The sequence below is a fragment of the Streptomyces abyssalis genome, from assembly GCF_001751365.1.
Classification (GTDB): domain Bacteria; phylum Actinomycetota; class Actinomycetes; order Streptomycetales; family Streptomycetaceae; genus Streptomyces; species Streptomyces abyssalis.
This window is the reverse complement of sequence record NZ_LJGT01000038.1, coordinates 1233504-1251953: the sequence shown is the minus strand read 5'-3', so window position 1 is coordinate 1251953 and position 18450 is coordinate 1233504. Positions and strand designations below refer to the sequence as shown.

General features: G+C 66.8%; 20 protein-coding genes. 12 read left to right on the top strand and 8 right to left on the bottom strand.

Translation table 11 applies throughout. The features are described from left to right. Positions 1-457 precede the first annotated feature (457 nt). The gene (locus AN215_RS12750; RefSeq protein ID WP_070009537.1) at positions 458-994 is read right to left on the bottom strand and encodes a hypothetical protein; all 537 of its coding nucleotides are present in this window, start codon (positions 992-994) and stop codon (positions 458-460) included. A gap of 162 nt (positions 995-1156) precedes the next feature. Between AN215_RS12750 and AN215_RS12745 the strand changes: the two genes are divergently transcribed. Then, on the top strand, positions 1157-2104 hold the full coding sequence (locus AN215_RS12745; protein ID WP_245694420.1) for an FkbM family methyltransferase: 948 nt from the start codon (positions 1157-1159) through the stop codon (positions 2102-2104). A gap of 243 nt (positions 2105-2347) precedes the next feature. On the opposite strand, the gene AN215_RS12735 is transcribed toward AN215_RS12745, so the two are convergent. The 3 genes from AN215_RS12735 to AN215_RS12725 form a co-directional block, all read right to left on the bottom strand. Beyond that, on the bottom strand, positions 2348-3100 hold the full coding sequence (locus AN215_RS12735; protein ID WP_171904175.1) for a GntR family transcriptional regulator: 753 nt from the start codon (positions 3098-3100) through the stop codon (positions 2348-2350). Beyond that, positions 3097-3303 carry a hypothetical protein gene (locus AN215_RS12730; RefSeq protein ID WP_070009216.1) on the bottom strand — a complete coding sequence of 69 codons (207 nt, stop codon included), beginning with the start codon at positions 3301-3303 and terminating at the stop codon, positions 3097-3099. Before AN215_RS12730 ends, AN215_RS12735 begins: the two co-directional genes overlap by 4 nt. Positions 3304-3750: 447 nt before the next feature. Then, positions 3751-4029: a hypothetical protein gene (locus AN215_RS12725; RefSeq protein ID WP_070009215.1), complete on the bottom strand. Its 279-nt coding sequence runs from the start codon at positions 4027-4029 to the stop codon at positions 3751-3753. An 80-nt stretch (positions 4030-4109) separates the two neighbouring features. On the opposite strand from AN215_RS12725, the gene AN215_RS12720 reads away from it, so the two are divergent. Both AN215_RS12720 and AN215_RS30060 read left to right on the top strand, forming a co-directional pair. Beyond that, a complete protein-coding gene (locus AN215_RS12720) occupies positions 4110-4871 on the top strand; it encodes a GntR family transcriptional regulator (RefSeq protein ID WP_070009214.1) in 762 nt (253 codons plus the stop codon). Positions 4872-4978: 107 nt separating this feature from the next. Continuing rightward, positions 4979-5380: a hypothetical protein gene (locus AN215_RS30060; protein WP_216093794.1), complete on the top strand. Its 402-nt coding sequence runs from the start codon at positions 4979-4981 to the stop codon at positions 5378-5380. A 21-nt stretch (positions 5381-5401) separates the two neighbouring features. On the opposite strand, the gene AN215_RS12710 is transcribed toward AN215_RS30060, so the two are convergent. The 4 genes from AN215_RS12710 to AN215_RS12695 all read right to left on the bottom strand — a co-directional run bounded on the left by AN215_RS12710 (position 5402) and on the right by AN215_RS12695 (position 9926). Continuing rightward, the gene (locus AN215_RS12710; RefSeq protein WP_070009213.1) at positions 5402-5980 is read right to left on the bottom strand and encodes a DM13 domain-containing protein; all 579 of its coding nucleotides are present in this window, start codon (positions 5978-5980) and stop codon (positions 5402-5404) included. Positions 5981-6836: 856 nt separating this feature from the next. After that, the gene (locus tag AN215_RS29555; RefSeq protein ID WP_139140726.1) at positions 6837-7784 is read right to left on the bottom strand and encodes a hypothetical protein; all 948 of its coding nucleotides are present in this window, start codon (positions 7782-7784) and stop codon (positions 6837-6839) included. A 586-nt stretch (positions 7785-8370) separates the two neighbouring features. Further along, positions 8371-9132, bottom strand: coding sequence for a glycosyltransferase family 2 protein (locus AN215_RS12700; protein ID WP_070009211.1), 762 nt, complete (start codon positions 9130-9132; stop codon positions 8371-8373). Between the two features lie 5 nt (positions 9133-9137). After that, positions 9138-9926, bottom strand: coding sequence for a GntR family transcriptional regulator (locus AN215_RS12695; protein WP_070009210.1), 789 nt, complete (start codon positions 9924-9926; stop codon positions 9138-9140). A gap of 460 nt (positions 9927-10386) precedes the next feature. Between AN215_RS12695 and AN215_RS12690 the strand changes: the two genes are divergently transcribed. The 9 genes from AN215_RS12690 to AN215_RS12650 all read left to right on the top strand — a co-directional run bounded on the left by AN215_RS12690 (position 10387) and on the right by AN215_RS12650 (position 18108). Continuing rightward, a complete protein-coding gene (locus tag AN215_RS12690; protein ID WP_070009209.1) occupies positions 10387-10695 on the top strand; it encodes a hypothetical protein in 309 nt (102 codons plus the stop codon). Next, entirely contained in the window at positions 10692-11675 is a 984-nt protein-coding gene (locus AN215_RS12685) for a DUF2637 domain-containing protein (protein ID WP_070009208.1), read from the top strand. The genes AN215_RS12690 and AN215_RS12685 overlap by 4 nt, the downstream gene beginning before the upstream one ends. A 146-nt stretch (positions 11676-11821) precedes the next feature. Next, a complete protein-coding gene (locus tag AN215_RS12680) occupies positions 11822-14002 on the top strand; it encodes a cell division protein FtsK (RefSeq protein WP_070009207.1) in 2181 nt (726 codons plus the stop codon). 140 nt (positions 14003-14142) lie between these two features. Next, positions 14143-14400, top strand: a complete 258-nt coding sequence (locus AN215_RS12675; protein ID WP_070009206.1) for a hypothetical protein — start codon at positions 14143-14145, stop codon at positions 14398-14400. A 33-nt stretch (positions 14401-14433) separates the two neighbouring features. Next, entirely contained in the window at positions 14434-14616 is a 183-nt protein-coding gene (locus AN215_RS12670; RefSeq protein WP_070009205.1) for a hypothetical protein, read from the top strand. Between the two features lie 18 nt (positions 14617-14634). Further along, positions 14635-14895: a hypothetical protein gene (locus AN215_RS12665; RefSeq protein WP_070009204.1), complete on the top strand. Its 261-nt coding sequence runs from the start codon at positions 14635-14637 to the stop codon at positions 14893-14895. A gap of 71 nt (positions 14896-14966) precedes the next feature. Next, on the top strand, positions 14967-15626 hold the full coding sequence (locus tag AN215_RS12660; RefSeq protein WP_070009203.1) for a hypothetical protein: 660 nt from the start codon (positions 14967-14969) through the stop codon (positions 15624-15626). Further along, positions 15626-15970 carry a hypothetical protein gene (locus AN215_RS12655; RefSeq protein WP_070009202.1) on the top strand — a complete coding sequence of 115 codons (345 nt, stop codon included), beginning with the start codon at positions 15626-15628 and terminating at the stop codon, positions 15968-15970. Before AN215_RS12660 ends, AN215_RS12655 begins: the two co-directional genes overlap by 1 nt. A gap of 155 nt (positions 15971-16125) precedes the next feature. After that, positions 16126-18108 (top strand): DUF3987 domain-containing protein, encoded by a 1983-nt coding sequence (locus AN215_RS12650; RefSeq protein WP_079122931.1) that lies wholly within the window; start codon positions 16126-16128, stop codon positions 18106-18108. The last annotated feature ends 342 nt before the right edge of the window (positions 18109-18450 follow it).

Below are 18450 nucleotides of genomic sequence, written 5' to 3'. Positions count from 1 at the left end.
CGATGACAGGCTCAGTGAGCGGCGGTTCGTAGACCTCATGAAGATGACCTTCCTGAAGCTGCCGGCGTTACTTCGGCGGTCGTCGTCTCCTGCCGAGCTTCCGCCGAATCGACAGAACAGCACTGGTGCGTAAGGCGCGTCTCCGTGTTAGGTCGCGAGCCGCTCCGTGACATCACTGCCTGACATCGGTGGTTCCACGTGGAACGGCGCAGCGGAGCCCTCTCGTTCACCGCACGGCTCTACCGCACCAGATGCGCACCAGTAGGGGCGGCAAACCACGATCAACGCGGGCCACCGGCGGAGTCGGTGCCCAGTGGGTGTATAGACCGTCTGCGCAGGTCAGAACGTCAGCGGGCCCAAGGCGTACGGTGATTCCCAAGCTCATAGCGTCGACAGGTCAATGCGCCGAGTCACGCCTCATAGGCACTCCCGCGCACGGCCTACGTCATGTGGATCGTTAGCTCTCGCTCTCTCGTGCGTCCTGGGGCGACTTCTCGTTGCTGCGTTGTGCGGGTGGGAGCAGTAGGTCTCGCTCAGGGTGGCTCTCGCCACTCACGTTGCCCTTGACGCCCAGGTCTACTCTCGCGGCGTCGTGGAAGTTGTTGATCGCCTGGAAGGCGGCTCGGTTGCGGGCTCGCCACTCGTCGAGGGTGCCGGATGTCCTACCGGTGGCCTGCCAGTCGACCTCGGCGACGGCCGCGTTGAGGCGATGGCCGGCCTCGACCACCTCGTCACCGCCTAGCAACATGACCCGCTCGAAGGCACGGCCCCGGAGCCGGCTCGCGTCGGCCAACTCAGCCAGCATCTCCGGCTCTGACTTCTGACCCTCGCGTATGCCTTCCCTGTGTTCGTAGAGCTGCACTGCGAGGAAGATCATTGCGCGGATGCGGTCGACGTAGCCCTCGTACGCGTCGAGCTTCTTGTCGTCCCACCGCGTGAGCAGTTCGTGGCGGTTGCGGCTGCGCTCCAGCATGTAGTTGGTCACGTGGGTCATCAGGGCACCCAATAAGACGGCGCTGATGGTGACGAGTTGCTCGCCAGTGTTCAAGTCATCCCCCTGGCACGGAACTTGTTGTCCAGATGTCCAGAGGACTTTATGAGGTACGCGAATCGTTGTCCCAGTGGGCCGGTCAGGCCAGCCCAGGTGACCGGGGAGATGGCCTCCGACGAGGTAGGTAACGGGATGAGTGTTCACGGGCTTCGGGTCTTGCGGGGACTTGGGCGGAACTATGTTCGCTACTTCCCCGGAGCGCTGGGCAAGAGGGAGCTTGCGCGGAAGTACCTCGCTCCTCAGCTCCGGGAGCACTCCGTACGTGGCGGTGTCCGGACACGCTTTGGTGCGAGGTTTCTCGTCGACAGCGAGGATCTGATCCAGCGCCATCTGTACCTATTCGGCGTCTGGGAGCCTCACCTGACTCACTGGCTCCGGCAGAGGCTGAAGTCAGGGGACGTCTTCGTCGACGTGGGTGCCAACGTCGGGTACTTCAGCGTGCTCGGATCGTCCCTGGTCGGCGGGGACGGGAGCGTCGTGGCCGTGGAGGCCTCGCCGGCGTTCCATCGCCGGCTGCTGCGGCACGCGCACATGAACCGCTGCTCGAACCTCCGCGCGGTCAATGCTGCGGTCTCCGACAAGGACGAGACCCTGAAGTTCATCCAAGCCAGCTCACGCAACACCGGAGCGACCAGCACCGTGCCATACTCCGGGCCGGCGGAGTCCGAATTCGAGGTGGACGCACACCCGTTGACTGAGCTGCTCAGCCAAGCGGAGATCGAACGAGCGCGTGTGATCAAGATCGATGTCGAAGGCGCAGAAGGGGCAGCGGTACGGGGCTTGAGCTCCGCGTTGCACCGATTGCGGCAGGACGCAGAGGTAGTTGTCGAGGTCACTCCCGAGCGCATGCGCGCACTGGGGGATTCGCCCGACGAGTTGCTCAGGACGTTCGTCGACAGGGGTTTCCACGCGTACCGGCTGATCAACGACTACGACCCCGGGAGCTACCCCTCAGCCATGCGTCGCCCGCAGCCGCCCCGACGCCGGAGTAAGCCCATCACGGAAGAGATGGACCTCGTGTTCTCCCGCATCGACGCCGAATGGCTCACCTGACGCAGACGGGGCCCTCACGCACTCTGCGTGAGGGCCCCGTAGTGGTCCGGTCAGTTGGTGGGAGGCCACAGCCCCAGTTGACGCAGGTCCTCCTGCAGCCAGGAGGGCGCGTACGAGCGGCCTGCATACTCCTGCGCACACGGGCTCGGGCACGCGTACAGCCCCCAACCGGGGCCCGAACCACTCTCGATGGCCTGAACGAGGATCGTCTCCCCCTGCCTCTTCTCGCAGATGATGCAGGGCTTACCGAACGGCACCCCGATCACCGCCCTTCGTCTCGGCGAGCGCCGTGGAGAAGACGACTTCGATACGGTCCCCCGGCGACACGAAGCAGGCGCCTTCCGCGACGCGGCCGCGGTCGTCGATCGAAGTGCGCTCGATCTCCAACACTGTCGCTCCAGGTGGGAGATTGAGACGGTCCGCCTCGTCCTGTGTCGGCGGCCGTGTGGTGACCCGCTCGGTGATGTGTGCCAGGCGGATGCCGGCAGCCTGCAGGCCCAACGGGATCTCGGCGCCCCACGGCAGCTTGCCGATAGGCGTGTCGAGAAGCTCCGCCAGATCGAGCGGGACGTAGACGCGCGCCAGGCTGTACGGGTCCTTGTCCCGCCGGCTGAAGTACAGGTACTCCGCCAGTGCGGTGCCGGGCTTCACTTGCATCAGGGCCGTCAGTGGTGCCTCGGCGAGGACGGAGCCGGGCCTCACGTACGTCTCGATTTCGTCGTGGTCTGTCTCCGGCTGGCGGAACGCACGGCTGCATACGCTGACGTACGAGGCCCGCTGAGGCGGCCGTCGGACGAATGTGCCGCGCCCGTGGAACCTCTCGATCAGCCCCTCTGCCTGAAGGACGTCGAGGGCGTGCCGTACGGTCAGTCGGCTCACTCCGTACTCGGCGACGAGCAACGGCTCCGTCGGCAGACGGTCGCCCGCGCTCAGAGTCCCGTCGACGATCTGCCGGCGGATCGAGTCCGCGACTCGCTGGTATCGCGCCACGGTCACCACCGGGCCTTCCGCCGGAAGGCGGCGAGCCGCGACCGGACATGCAGCGTGAGCGTCTCCCCCGTCTCGAACCGGAGGCGTTTCGCCTTGTGCGGCAGCGCCACGATGTCGGAGACGATGAGCGGCTGACCGCCGACCTGGATCACGTCTCCGCGGAGCACCGTGGCCGAAGTGACCGATACAGAGGCGCTGTTCGGGTACATCGAAGCTCCCTCATGCCGGGGGTGACACCACGAGCAGCTACAGGTCTCGTAGATGACGGGCCAGGAGTGCTGTGCCGCACGGGGCTCGGCTTCCGTGCACTGGCCGTGCGCTCCCATGCGGCAGGCCACCGAGACGTAGGGAGTGCGCCAGTCTGGCGGACGTTGTTGCTGCACAGAGCCCATCAGCGCACCTCAACGAGGTGCGGCTGAACGTGAGTTGTACGTCGCAAGGCTCGGCGCACAGTCGCAGGCACGGGGTCACGTACGCGGGCAGAGGCTTCGAGACGGCGGAGCCGTGCACGAGTTGGTTCTCCCGCCCGTGACGGAGAAGGACGTGCGTCCGTCGCGGGATGCCGCGGTCTCGGGAGCGGCTGGCTGTGAGTGTGGAGCACGCGCCATGGCTGCTCGTCGGTGTAGTGGCTACGGTTAATCACGTCGCTCAGCTCCCTAAAGCTGACGGCCATGCCCCCGGGCAGCCGGCGCTGCCGCGGGGGTCCCCTTTCGGATGGCGGCCCATACGGTCATGCCGCCGGCGCTGACTTCCTGACCGAAGTGATCGGCCGTTTCCAGCGCCCCTAACAGGCCCTTCCAGGACTCCGGCGAGGCCTGGGCAGGCACTTTGGCTTCCACAAGGAAGTGGTTCTTCTGGTCCTTCACCTCTGGTGTGAGCCCCGTGGCGGTCAGCCGCTCCGCTACCTCCTCTGCGCGGGACGCAGGTGTGGGCATGCGGAAGTCCTCCGTCGCGCCATGGTCACGTGAAGTAAAGGTGCTTAATCAGCTTAGCCCTGATGAGCTAGATTTTCCATATGCCTGAGCAGCCGCCGTACCTCCGGATTGCCGACCTGCTCCGGGAGCGCATCGCCAGTGGTGAGTGGGCAGTTGGGGAGAAGCTGCCGTCGCGCGCTCGCTTGGGCGAGGAGTACGGGGTGGGCCACAACGTGGTCCGGCGAGCTAACGACCTGTTGGTCAGTCAGGGCATCCTCGAAGGCCGTACCGGGTCGGGCACGTATGTTGCGGAACCGCGGTCACGACTGCGGATGGTTCGCTCACTGAGCCGCGAGCGTCGGGGAGGTTCGCCGTTCCGCGCGGACATGGCAGCGCTCGGCAGGGAGGGCACCTGGGAGAGCCACACCGAGGCGAAAGTTCCCGTTCCCGCGGACATCGCCGTGCGGCTCGGCCTCGACGAGGGAGACCTCGGCGTCCGCACTCGGTATGAGTTCATGGGAAACGGCAAACCAGCGCAGCTCTCCACGAGTTGGGAACCGTACGACCTCACGGGCGGGACGCTCGTCGTGCTCCCCGAGGGCGGCCCCTACGCCGGCCGCGGCGTCGTCGAGCGCATGGCGGAGATCGGCGTCACCATTAGCCACGCTGTTGAACAGCCCGAACCGCGGCATGCGACAGCCGAGGAGATCGCTCTCCTCGGCCTGACGCGCAGCGCCCTGGTCACGCAGATTCAGCGCACGTACTACAGCGACGAGGGGCGCCCGGTCGAGACGGCGGACATCGTGGTCCCGACTTCGCTGTGCGAGATCGTGTACGAGGTGCCGATCAACACTGCTGAGTAGCGCGGTGAGCGAGAGCATTACGCTACGGATGAGAAACGCACGCTCGGTGTCCGAGACTGGAACAATTGTACATTTTGCTACAATTAAATCACTCGGGAATCCTACGGATGCCGGAGCACGAAATGGCCGGTCACCACGGACGTCATGCGGCACACCCCAAGGGAGCGTCCTCAGCTCCTCAGCCCCAGTGGGGCCATGGGGTACGGGCAGACAGCGCTGCAACAGAACCTTCCGCGGAATCGCCGACCGAGCCGCCGAAGCGCAAGAAGCACCGCGTCTTCTTCTGGACGTTCCTGGTCGTCCAGCTCATCTTCCTGATCTGGCTGATCCTCGGGATCGTCTCCGCCGCCGGAGCACCTGACTGTGTCGGACTCTCGCAGGAGGATTGCGAAGCGGCTACCGGGTTGGGCGCCACCATCGGGGCCGGTGCCATCGTGGCGTTCTGGGTGGCGGTGGACTTCATCTTGGCCGTCTCTTACTTGATCTACCGAGCGGCGAAGAGGAACTGAACTGACGCCCTACGGGTGCGATCAGGCGCGGGACAGTTCGGCTGCTCCGAAGGAGACGTCGAAGCGGTCGCACCAGATCGTCACGCTGCTGTATTCGTCCAAGTCCGCCCCGGCGGGCAACGTGTAGTTCTGGCTGCCCTTGTTGCCCTTGAGTCCGCCCAAGCTGAGGTGGGCGCCGTCGTCGAAAACGTGCCAGCCGGCCGTACCCGGCTTCACCTTCGCGTCGGTGATCCAGACCTTCAGGTCGGGACCGTTGCTGGTGTTCAGGTCCTGCAGACGAAGGACCAGGGACCCGTCTTGTAGCTCGACGACCTTCGCACGCCCGGTGGTCTCGTGTTCGTGAGTGATGAACTCACCCGAGGCCAGCGTCACCGGCCCGGCCGGCTTCTCGGCCTTGCCCGATCCCGCGGAGTCACCAGGCGTCCCGGCCTCCGTCGGTCCGTCCGACTTCTCCGGCGCAGCAGCGCCGGGAAGTGCCTCATCGACCTTCTCGTCCGTCCACAGCTTCCACGGCTGGAACAGATACAGCCCCACGCCGGCGGCTATCAGGCCGACCACCAACACCCCTGTGACCAGCGATTTCCGTACCCACCCCGACATCCTCCGCACCGTAGCCTCCCCGCATGCACTGCCTTGTAGCCGGAATTCCACACCACGCAGGCTCCTTCCGTCCCGGTCGAGGGGGCCGCGGGCTCCTTACGATTCACGAACCTCCTGCTGGTCGCTGCCCGCCTGGCCGAGGCATGTCTGATGCGCGAGCGGTAGCGGTAGGGCGCAGGAACGTACCCGCTTCGTGATGGACACGGGCAGATGCACCAACTCGTCCACGTCCACAGAGCCGTGGGGTGAGCAGATCCCGTCGGACGTGCTGTCCACGGAAACCTTCCATCCAGCCGGCAGCTCGGCCCCATTGGGACCTCTCACACTTGAAGTGACCGCGACTGGCGAGCGTTTAGGGGCAAGGACAGGCCGACATCGATCGGTCGAGACTGCGGACCTCGTCGCACCGTCCACGCTGGACGAGACCTCGTACGGGGTCCGGATCAGTCCAGTTGACTAGCTAGGACGGTTGCTCTCGTTCGGAGACCTCTCCCTTGCGAGCCATCGCCGGTAGCCGATGAATGCAGACGCGAGGATGGCAAGGAAGAAAGTCCCCGCCAGCCCTGCCCAGACACGCTCCCACCCCGACGCAACTGACCAAGGGCCAACTGCCCCACCGAAAAGGCCGACACCAAGCGAAGCCACAAGCAGAAACCTTCGTGCGTCCCAGCTCCAAATGGGGTGCTTGCTGGGACTGCGGCCATGGCCGACGGGTAGCAAGAAGGCCGCTACACGCTCGGATATAGTCAATCGGGCGCCTGCATCATGTTTGCCATCGGCAGGATTCTGCACGGGACACACTTCCTAATCACTGCTTGAAGTCTAGGCGGTCCGAGCCCACTGGCGTGGCCTGGAACTACCAACCGAAGAACTTCTCCTTTCCTGTCATGTTGGTGCTGTAGTCAACAGCGGTAGCTGCTATCCCCACTGGGAGCCCCAATACCCGTGCGCCAGCTTTCCCGACCTTGTTGACGAAAGAGGGTTTCCTGTGTCGTCCAGGACTGAACTTCTCAGCTTTTCCCGCCCCGTACCCTACTGCTGTTGGAGGGACTCCTTCCCATGCGTAGGAGAGACCATCGGAGAACTTCCCTTTCAGCATGAGTTTCGAGCCCTCAATGTACGGGCGATAGCTCAATATCCCCATAACCTCACGGACGTGATGCGGCGCAGTCCCATCCTTAATGGTTGGCATCGGCCCCGGAGCGAGATTCATCGGGCCCTTGCCGTTCACAGCAGAGGCGAGCTGCACACCAGTCGGGCCGATCCCTGCGGGAAGGTCAAATCCGGACGATGCACTTCCAATTATGCGCACCAGCTCGTTGGCGCACTGTCCGTCGGTGGCGGCAGCCTCATCCAGCACCCTGGAGATTCGCTTGGCGAAGGCGTCGACTCGGGCCTGTTGTGCCTGAGCGTCCTCGCCAGCTACGTGGTCATCTGAAACGCTCACCGTTCCTGTCGGGCTCACGCGTAGGTTTTGTCTCGGCGCCTCATTCTCCGCAAGATCGCGCAGAGCCTTCTGATGTTTCTTCAGTTCCTCGCGAGCGTCAGCGATAGACCGATGGAGTGCCTGAGCCACTCGTTGCCCATCGTTCAATTCCACGCCGATGTCTTTGCACGACCTGCCGGCTGTCTGGCTGGTGCTGTCTGAACTCTTCCAGCCAGCTGCACTGAAAGGTTTCTGCACATCGTTGCTGTAGTCACGTTCGATGCTCTTCATCTTGGAGGAAGTGCCACTCCAAGCCTCAGCCGCCGAATTGAGAGTACTTAGATTGAGATGATACAGATCCTCATAGGTGATGCTCACAGTCCCCGAATCCCCCTGTTGGATGCCGTCTACGGACCGAAGTTAGCCAAAGTCACTTCGAATTTGTTTTCCGGCAGCCGTTTGCTGCTGAACGTTTGCTGTCTCGGCTTCAGAATAGGAGTCGTGAGTCTTGTTGCAGCGATCCGCGAACGAAGTGCAGCTTCCGGCAAGTCTCTGTGACTTACCGCTCCATCGCTCTTTCACTGTACGAAGTGCGCTACCCAGGTCGCCTCCCCATTCGCTCCCGGAGAATGCGCGAGCCGCCCGGTCAGTTTCGTCTGCGGGATGATTCGATGCCGATCGAATGCGACCGGCGATCTGCTGAGCTCCGCTTGCAGCTTTCTTGAGCGAGGCTGGATTTTCCAGGCGGGACTCTCCCCCCGAGGCACCCTGGATGTCGCCACCGCCTTGCCCTCCCCTGGCCAACGTGTTCCCCTCCCCGTGGATCTTGTTTGAGTCCATTGTGAACGTAGCACTCGGCGAATGCGGCTGGAAACGCCCCCCATGGCCTGACTACCCGGAATCCAAAGGTCCGGCGGAGCCGGGTGTCCGAAATGATTCGGGCTGGCCAGGAGTTGGAATCTGCTCACATCGCAGGAGGCGTGTAGTTCCAGCCGAGTTCGACGAGTTCGCGGGCCCGAGCATCAACCACCGCCATGCGCGCTTCACGCTCGTCCTTGTGCCCGTGGGCCGCCTGGTTCGTTGCTTGACCAGGCCACTTGCGGTACATCAGGCCGACCTCGCGGGTGAAGTAGCCGCGGCTGACGGCGTTTAGGGCGAGCAGCAGCCCTGTGTCCTCGGATGCCGGCAGGGCCATCCAGCCGCCCAGCGCGAGCAGGAGGTCGCGGCGGATGCAGAGCGTCGCCGGGTGGACCTGGGCGCGGTAGTCGTGGGCTTTCCAGTGTTCGTGGACGGAGCCGCGTTCGATGGGGCCCTCGTCGGGGTCGCCGTCGAAGCCGGCCGTGGAGCCGTCCGGCAGGGCATCGAGTACGCGGGAGGTCGTCCAGGCGATGTCAGGCTCGCGCGCGAAGACGGCGATGTCGCGGGCCAGGGCGCCCGGGGTGAGCATGTCGTCGGCGTCGAGGACCTTGACCAACTCACCCTGCGCGCGGGCGAGTCCCATGGTGCGGGCGACACCCGGGCCGCCCCGCCGGCCCTGGGCGAAGCTCACCCGCGGATCGTCGGGGACGAGTTCGGCGACCTGGTCCGTCTCGCCGTCCTCCTGGATGACCCACTGCCACTCCCACCCGTCCGGCAGCTCCTGCTCCTGGAGCGACCTGTACGCGTCCGGCAGGTGGTGAGCGCCGGGTGCGTGGACTGCCGTGAGTACAACGATGCGCTGCGGCAAGGTGGTTACCACCGATCCAGTGGGGTTACGAAGGTCATTTGCGTCCGGTCGCCGGGGAGGATGACGTCCGACATCTCCACTAGGCGGTCTTCGGTGCCGTACGAGAACTTGCGGAGGACGAGCACGGCCGTGCCGGGCGGCAGCTCCAACTCCTCGGCCTCTTCGGCGGAGGGCGGGCGCGCGGTGATGCGCTCCTCTATGTGGTCGAGTTCGATGCCGACTGTGAAGAGCTGGTTCTGGGTGCCGCCAGGCCACGGCTCGTTTGTCTCGTCCAGAAGGTCGGGGTTCTTCGCGACCATGTCGCGGACGAGATATGAGGTCACCAGCGTGAAGGGCGCCGGCTCAGCGCTGTAGCGAGTGCGATACGTACGCCGGAGCATGTCCGTGCCCTCGGGTACGCCGAAGGCGGTCGCGAGGTCTCCATCCGCCGGCACCTGCTCGTACTTCGCGTGGAAGACGAGGTCGTCGACGGTCAGCCCGGTGTCGTGCTCCGTCGAGCCCGTCTGCAGCCGCTGCGTTTCCGGCTCGCGGGCACGGTCTTTCTCCCACTGGTGGCGCTCGTTGCTGCGCGACACGAGCTTCCGTGGCATACGTACGAAGGTGCCGCGGCCGTGCTTCTTCTCGACGAGCCCTTCGGCCTCTAGCTGCCCGAGCGCCTGGCGGATCGTCGGCAGCCCCTTCCGGTAGCGCTCCACGAGCTTGGCCTCGGTGGGCAGCTTGTCGCCCGGCTTCAGCTCACCTGCGCGGATGGGGCGCCGGAAGTCATCCGCGATCAGTTCGTACGCCTTCGCCATGCCACTCACCGTTCCGTTCTCTCGACGACTCCAGCATACGAGTCATCAAGAGGACTTGACGAGTGGAGAGAGGGATGTCATAGTCGAGGAAGTCATCAAGATGACTTGAGGACAAGACCTCTTGATGGCGACTGGCTGCCACATGCCGTCCTTGCGGCGGCGTGCGGCAGCCGGTCATAGCCCGGAGGGCCTGGTGACAGAGGCCCGAAGGAAGCGTCTGCGGCTTGAGAACTCAACAGAGTGCACCTGGACGAATGAGTGCTTTTGATCTCCGGCATCGCCTCTCCGAAGGCATGTCGGAGGTCATGACCACTCGTTCGCCGACGAGGTGAGTGGTCCCTGCGCAAGTCATCGCGCGAGCAGCCCAGTTGGGCTGTTCGCGCTCACGCGGGACAGCGGCCAACGGATCAGGAAGCCCGCTGCCCCGAGTCCCATCCCACCGACGAGACGAGGAGAGAGCATGCATGCCTACGCAGGCGATCAGGGGGCCTGGCGGGCCTCCGAGTTCGAGGAACTGGCCCAGAGCTTCGAGGAACCTGCCGAGTGCTTCCGGGACTTGTTCCTCGGCTTCCCCGGTGAGCCCTACGAGGTGAGGAAAGCCCGAATGGCTGCCGCTCGCGACGTGCTCGCGGAGCTCGACGAGCTTGGACGACACGACGAGATCGCCCGGGTGGACGCTGCCTACGCCGCGGCGCTCCGCGACGTCGCTCCGCTGTGGGACCGCCGCTCGAAGCGGTCCCCGATGCCGTGGACCAAGGGAGCCGCATGACTGCTCCCGGCGCCCCGCCCTTCGGCAAGGCGGAGAAGACTCTGCTCGCGGTCGTGGTCCCGGCCGGCGTCGGGGTCGGCAGTCTCGGGCTGGCGACGTCGTTCGGTTCCGTCGCTCGCGCCGCCGAACGCTGGGGCTTCGCCCAGCCGTGGATGCTGCCGGTCGGAATCGACGCGGCGATTCCCGTATTCACCGCAGCCAACCTGCTGCTCATCAGGCTGGACATGCGCCTGTCGTGGGTGCGTTGGGTGCCGTGGGCGCTCACGTTCGTCACGTGCTGGCTCAACGTCGCGGCCGGAGACAGCTTTTCGGCGAAGGTCGCTCACGGCACGATGCCGCTGCTGTGGGTCGGCCTCTCCGAGGTCGTCGCCCATGTCTACGCCGTACGCATCGGGGCCGTGACCGGCGCCCGGATGGAACGCATCCGGCGTTCCCGCTGGCTGCTCGCTCCGCTCTCGACGTTCGCCCTGTGGCGTCGCATGACGTTGTGGGAGATCACCAGCTACCGCGAGGCGCTGGAGCGGGAGAAGGAACGGCAGCTCGCTAGGGCCGAGCTTCGTGAACAGTACGGCCGGCGCTGGCGTCGTCAGACGCCGTTGCGGGAGCGCGTACTGCTCAAGCTCGGGGACGTGGTTCCGGACGGGGCGCTTTCCGAGCAGAACGACGCGAAGGACGAGGCGGGCGGCGAGCAGGAGTACGGCGAGGCTCCGAAGACGGCCCGTCCGCCGCGTCGTCGAGCTACTCGCCGCAAACGCTCGGGCAGCCAGACGTGGCCTTCCTTCGAGCAGCACTTGGTCAAGGCCCGTGAGACGACAGCCGCTTGGCCCGACACAGCGCTCACCGCGGAGCGCATCCGTGACGCCGTCGGCTGCGGACAGGCCCGTTCCCGCGAGCTCCGCGAGGAGCTGAAGGCGGAGCGCCGTCGGCAGGCCGACGAAGAAGAGCAGCGCTCAGAGCTCGAACCGACAGCGGCGAGCTGACCCGTACAGCCCGTCGGCCGACCGAATCGGCCGACGGATCTCCAGCTCGACTCACGAAGTCGAGAACCCCCATGCGCCGGGCCCGGCTGACGTACCTACCACAGCAGCAGCCGGGCCCGGCCCTCCCAACAAGGAAGGACGTGCCAGTGAACCATGACGACGAAAACGAACTCTTCGAGCGACTCGAATCAGAAATGGCGCTCGAAGAAGACAACGGGGTGGTCGACCTGACGGAGGCGCGGTCGGCCCGCTCCGAGCCGACCGAGTCGGCAGCATCCGGCCCTGACGAGCCCGGTGACCCGACGGCCCGACCAGCGGTCGACAAGCCCGGCGGTCCGTCGGGCCCCGGCTTCATGGATCGGGTGCGCGGCGCCAAGCGCCGGCCCGTGCTCCCGGCATGGGTTACTTCCAAACCAGAGTTCGTCACCGCTGCCGGTTGGCTCGCGGCCCACACCTGGCACACGGCCGCGTACCACGGGGTGCGCCTCCCCTGGTACGGGCTGCGGCTGACGGCTCAATCTCCGCGCGGCGTCGCCCAGTTCGCCGCGGGCTCGATGCGATGGGTGGCGGACCGCGAAGGCGACCCGCTGCGCGCGGCAGCCGCAAGGCGCGAGGACGTCGCGGATTACCTGAAGCTCAGCCGCCAACGCGACCGCCGGGTCCGCTGGCGCACACTCGTCGCCGTCGCGGCCTCCGTCATCGGGATGTCGACGGCGATGTCTCTGTACGTACTGGCGCCCGCCTGGCTGCTCGCCCTCTCCGGGGCGATGGTCACGCTCGCGCTCGGCTGGCTCGGACAGCCCGCCGACGAGTCGGTGGTTCACCGCGCGGTCGAGATCCCGAAGGTCCAGAAGCTGACCAGCGACATCGTGCTTCGGGCGCTCGGTTCGCTCGGCATCGCGCAGATCAACCAGGCCATCGCCAAGGGGCGGGACCCGCTGACATTCACGGCACCCATCACCAGGGATGGGCCCGGCTGGCGCGCGGAGGGCGACCTTCCGTTCGGCGTGACGGTGGCGGACGTCGTCGACAAGCGGGACAAGCTCGCTTCCGGACTGCGCCGCCCGCTCGGCTGCGTATGGCCGGACGCCGTACCGGACGAGCACACGGGCCGTCTGGTGCTGTGGGTCGGGGATCAGGACATGTCGAACGCCAAGCAGCCGGCATGGCCGCTCGCGAAGTCCGGCTCCGTCGACCTGTTCAAGCCCGTCGCGTTCGGCACCGACCAGCGGGGCCGCTGGGTGGAGATCACGCTCATGTACATCGCGGGAGTGATCGGGGCGATTCCCCGCATGGGGAAGACGTTCCTCCTTCGCCTCCTGCTCCTGATCGCAGCGCTCGACCCCCGGGCCGAGCTGCACCTGTTCGATCTTAAGGGCACCGGCGACCTCGGGCCGCTGGAGCAGGTGGCGTACCGCTACCGCGCCGGAGACGACGACGAGGACATCCTCTACATCCTCGCCGACCTGCGGGAACTGCGCGGTGAGCTGCGCCGCCGGGCGAAGGTCATCCGCTCTCTGCCGCGCGACCTCTGTCCGGAGTCGAAGGTGACCAGCGATCTGGCCTCGAAGAAGTCCCTGGGGCTGCACCCGGTCGTGGTCGGCGTCGACGAGTGCCAGGTTCTCTTCGAGCACCCCAAGTACGGCGAGGAGATCAAGGAGATCTGCACCGACATCACCAAGCGCGGCCCGGCGCTGGGCTTCGTGCAGCTCCTCTCCACACAGCGCCCGGACAAGGACGCACTTCCGCCCGGCATCGGCGCCAACGCCTCCGCGCGGTTCTGCCTCAAGGTCCTCGGCCAGATCGAGAACGACATGGTGCTCGGCACCGGCGCGTACAAGCGCGGCGTACGGGCCACCATGTTCGCCTGGGCGGACAAGGGCATCCACTACTTCGTAGGGGAGGGCGCCGACGCCCGCATCGTCCGTTCCGTCTACGCGGACGCGGTCATCGCCGAGCGCATCGCGCTGCGGGGCCGGAAGCTGCGGGAGGACGCCGGAACTCTCGCCGGCCACGCGCTCGGCGAGGAGCCGCAAGCCGATCCCGCCGCCTCGTACGACCTGCTCGCCGACATCCTCGCCGTCCTCAGCCGCAAGGAACCCAAGCTGTGGTCCGAGGAAGTCGCCTCGCGGCTCGCCGAGTTGCGGCCGGAGGTCTACGGCGAGTGGAGCGCCGAACAGCTCACTTCCGCGCTCAAGCCGTACGGGATCAACACGATCCAGATCGGCCGCCGTGTGGACGGCAAGGTCGTCAACCGGCGCGGCATCGCCCGTAACGACGTCGCCAATGCAGTCGCGGAACGTGACGGAAAGTCCGACGCCGCATGAAATCCGGGGCCGCTTCCGCTAGCAGCACGCATCGCTAACGTTAGCGACCCCGCTAGCGCGCCATTCCCCATGTGACCAGGCTGCTAGCGGATAGCGGCCTAGTCCGGGGACACCCTTCGACTGCCGCTCAGGGGGACTTCATGACCTCGACACTCGACGCTATCGCCGGACTTCTCTTCATCACTCTCAGCTACACGGCGCTCTGCGCAGTCTCGCCGTTCGGCAACTGCCGCAAGTGCCGCGGCTTCGGCTTCCACGTCCGCCGCAACCGCCGCGGCCGCATCAAACGCGGCCCCGACTGTCGCCGCTGCCGCGGCCACGGCAAGCGCATCCGGATCGGCCGCCACATCTACAACCTCGTCGCCCGACTGCACCGGGACCACTCCCAGACCCTCTGACCGCCGGCACCGCCCGGCAGAAAGGACCCGACCGTGGTCACGCTCTCGCTCGTGCTGCTCTTCGGCTTCGTCGTCGTGCTGCTGCTCAGGTACCGCGCCGTCAGCGCCGGTGCGGCCGTCGCCTCGCTGCTCTTCGGCTTCTACCTCGCCAACACGCCCGCCGCCGGGCCCATCAACCAGGTCATGACCGCCCTCGTAACCGCCATCGGCAACTGAACCCGAAGGAGCTCGAACATGTGCAACTCGATCACCGCCACGTCCACTTCGTCCGCGGCGGCCTCGGCCCAGGTCTCCCTCACCGCCGCCGGCGAACTGCGCGACGCGCTCACCGCGTTGCGGCGCGGGAACGCCGCCGTCGCGGTCTCCGCGCTCATGGCCATAGACCCCGAGTCGTGGGCCGCGATGGAGGCACGGCTGTCCGCGGTCGGCGGAGACCTCCGCGAACTGCTCGAAGCCGCGAGCGAGAACGCCGCCGTACGGCTCCCGCTGCACTGACCGCTCCCGGCCCGCGTCATGGGCCGTACGGGAGCTCCTCGTTCCCTGTTCCTGCCACCCGGAGAACTTCAATGGCTGACACCAAGACGACCTGGTTCCGATCTCTTCCGGAGAGCGTGTACGCGCTGGGTGCCGCCGCTCGGGAGTACCGTCTCGCGCTGCACACGGCCAAGCTCGGCATCTGCAACACCGACCCGTCCCGCACCCACCACCATCTCGGCGAACTCGCCGTCCCCGGTACGCCGTTCCACCGCCCGCACGACGTCGCCCTGGTGTCGGTCAGCGATCTCTACACGGACCTGGAGAAGCGGGTCCGGCACCTGTACGAGAACGCGGCACGGGCGTACGCGCACGGGGCAGCCTGGGCCATCCGGTCCGTACTCAGCGGAAAGCAGCCGGCGCATGTGCTGTTGCACCGCGAGCACGATCAGTACCTGCTCATGGGCGACATGCCCGACCTCAACGAGGGGCTGGCCCGCTGGTCCGGCGGCAAGCGGCTGCACGCCCTTCGCGAGGACCTGATCTACCGGGAGAGCGCACGCCATGCCGCGGACTCCCTCAGCGCTGAACAACGCCTGGAAGCACACGAGTCCGCCGCCCTGGCCGCTGCTCTCGACTCAGCCGAGGGCCTGGCACAGGCCGCATACGACTACGGCGAACTCGCCGAGAGCGCCCTGCACTTCGCCGTCGACAGGGCACGCACCAACCGGCTCCCCAAGGACATGCACTGATGCCGCAGACGACTAACACGAACACGACTCACCAGACGGAACCGCCCGACGACCTGTACGCCCAAGCGCCGAGCATCGAGCAAGAGATCGCTTCACTCGCCGGTTTGAGCGAGCGGCACTCGCACGATAAAGCGCTGCCCCGAGAGTTCTGGCTGCGCAAGGCGGCCTTAGTGGATCGCCTCGCGCTTGCAGAGGCATCGGAGTACGGACCCGAACTCGCGAAGCCGTCGATACGGGCCGCGGAAGCGGCAGCCGTACAGCTGATCGCGTACGACGCGAAGCACGGCAACCGCGAGTACGTACGCCAGGAGTACCGACTCTGGAGCCTCGCCGAGGACTCCTGACTAGCCCGGGGCAGCGGCCAACGGATCAAGGAAGCCCGCTGCCCCGGCCTCCCATCCCACAAAGAAACAGGAGGTACGAACAGCATGCCTCAAACCAGGTACCGCCCGCTGCCCCGCCCTGCGCAGGGAAAGCCGTACACGGGGGAGGCCCGGCGATGACCGAGCAGCCGCACGTCCTCGCCGGAAGCCCGCACGACAACGTCCGCCCCCTGCACGCTGCCGCAGACCGGGGCGGAGCCCCGTGCGACCTCGAAGCCGAACAGGCCGTCCTCGGCTCGATGATGCTCGCGGCCGAGGTGATCGCCGAGGTACAGGCGGCGCTCAGCGCCGAGGACTACTACCGGCCCGCGCACGAGACCATCCACCGCTCCATCACGGTGCTTCACGGCCAGGGCAAGCCCGTCGACCCGATCACCCTGACCCACTACCTCGGGCAGGCTGGCGACCTCGGGCGGGTTGGCGGACCCGCCTACGTGCACGGCCTCGTCCAGGCCGTACCGACGACGGCGAACGCGGGGTACTACGCGGGGATCGTCCACGAACTCGCCGAACGGCGGCGCCTGATCCAGGCCGGCACCCGGCTCGTACAGGCGGCGTCCACGCCGGACGCCACGGCCGACGAGGTGCGCGAGGCCCTGGCACTCGGGGAGGAGAAGCTGCCCGAGGCGTGGTCGGAACCGATCCCGCTCAACGCCCGCCCGCAGCTCCCGCGCTTCCCGCTGCACGCCTTCCCGTCCTGGCTCGGGGACTTCTGCGCGGCGCTGGCGGAGGAGACGCAGACGCCTCCGGACATGGCCGCCGCCCTGGCGCTGAGCGTGCTCGCCACGGCGGCCGGCGGACGCGTCGTGGTCCGCGTACGGGGCCGCTGGCACGAGCCGACGAACCTGTACGTAGTCGTCGCCCTGCCGCCGGCGAACCGCAAGTCCGCGGTCTTCTCCGCCATGACCGGCCCGCTCTACGAGGCGGAGCAGCACCTCGCGAACCAGGCAGCCGGGCGCATCGTCGAGGCCGAACTAACCCGAAAGATGGCCCAGGAGGCCGCCGACAAGGCAGCCACTCGCGCGTCGTCGGCCGAGTGCCCGCAGCGGGACGGCTTCGTCGCCGAGGCCATCGACCTGGCGCAGCACGCCGAAGAGCTCACGGTGCCACCGAAGCCGCGGTTGCTGGCGGATGACTCCACGCCCGAGACGGTCACCTCGCTCATGGCCGAGCAGGGCGGACGGCTCGCGGTGATGTCCGCAGAAGGCGGGATCTTCGACATCATCGCGGGCCGCTACTCAGGCGCTCCGAACATGGAGGTCTTCCTCAAGGGCCACGCCGGCGACCGGCTGAAGGTCGACCGCCGCAACCGCGAGGAGTTCATCGAAGCCCCGGCGCTGACCATGGGCCTGGCCGTCCAGCCTTCGGTGCTGGAGGACATCGGGAAGAACCGCGGCTTCGACGGCCGCGGCCTCCTCGCCCGATTCCTGTACGCGCTGCCGGAATCCCTGGTCGGCTACCGAAAGATCGGCCCCGCACCCGTCCCCGAGACGGTCGCGGCCCACTACGAGCGCAACGTCACCGCCCTTACGCTCTCGTTCGCCGAGGAGACGGAACCGTACGTCCTCCGCCTCACCCCGGACGCGGGCGCCGAGCTGCTCGCCTTCGAGGAGCGGATCGAGCCCCAACTCCGGGCCCGGGGCGGCAAGCTCGGCCACGTCGGCAAGTGGGCGGGCAAGCTCGTGGGCACCGCAGCCCGCATCGCCGGACTGCTCCACGTCGCAGCCCACCTGGAGGACGGCTACGGCAAGCCCATAGAGCCGTCGACGATGACGGCCGCCATCGAGATCGCGGACTACTTCGCCGACCACGCCCTGACGGTCTTCGACCTCATGGGCGCCGACGCCGCCCAGGCACGCGCCCAGTCGCTCCTGGAGGTCCTCCGGGCTAACGGCTGGGACACGGTCTCCCGCCGCGACCTGTTCGCCAAGCTCTCCCGCTCGGAGTTCCCCACGGTCGCGGACATGGAACCAGCCGTCGCACTCCTCGAAGAGCACGGCTACCTCCGCAGCCACACCCCACCCCGCACCGGGAAGAGGGGCCGCCCGCCGGCACCCCGCTATCTCATCCACCCGCAGGTCAGGGAGGGCCAGGCGTGATCGCGAACCGCTGCATCTCCCGGGAGTCCGCCGCGCAAACCGCAGTATCCGCGGAAACAGCGGCCGCTCGTCACTGACCAGCGCTGACGCACTCCCCCGGACGGCCAGCACCGTCCTCCGCAGAACCGCGCGCAATCGCCGCACAAATAGCGCCCGCCATGCGCTCGACGACGGACGACCGTCCGCCTCGGCCTTTGTGCGGCTCTTCCGATGGTTTCTGCGACTGCTGCCCGGCTGCTGCAGCTTCGCAGCTCAGGCAGCAAGTTCATGTCTTTCCGCGGATTGTGCGGTTTCCGCGACCGCCGGTACCGCACGAACCCGCGGCTCGGAACAACAGGAGGC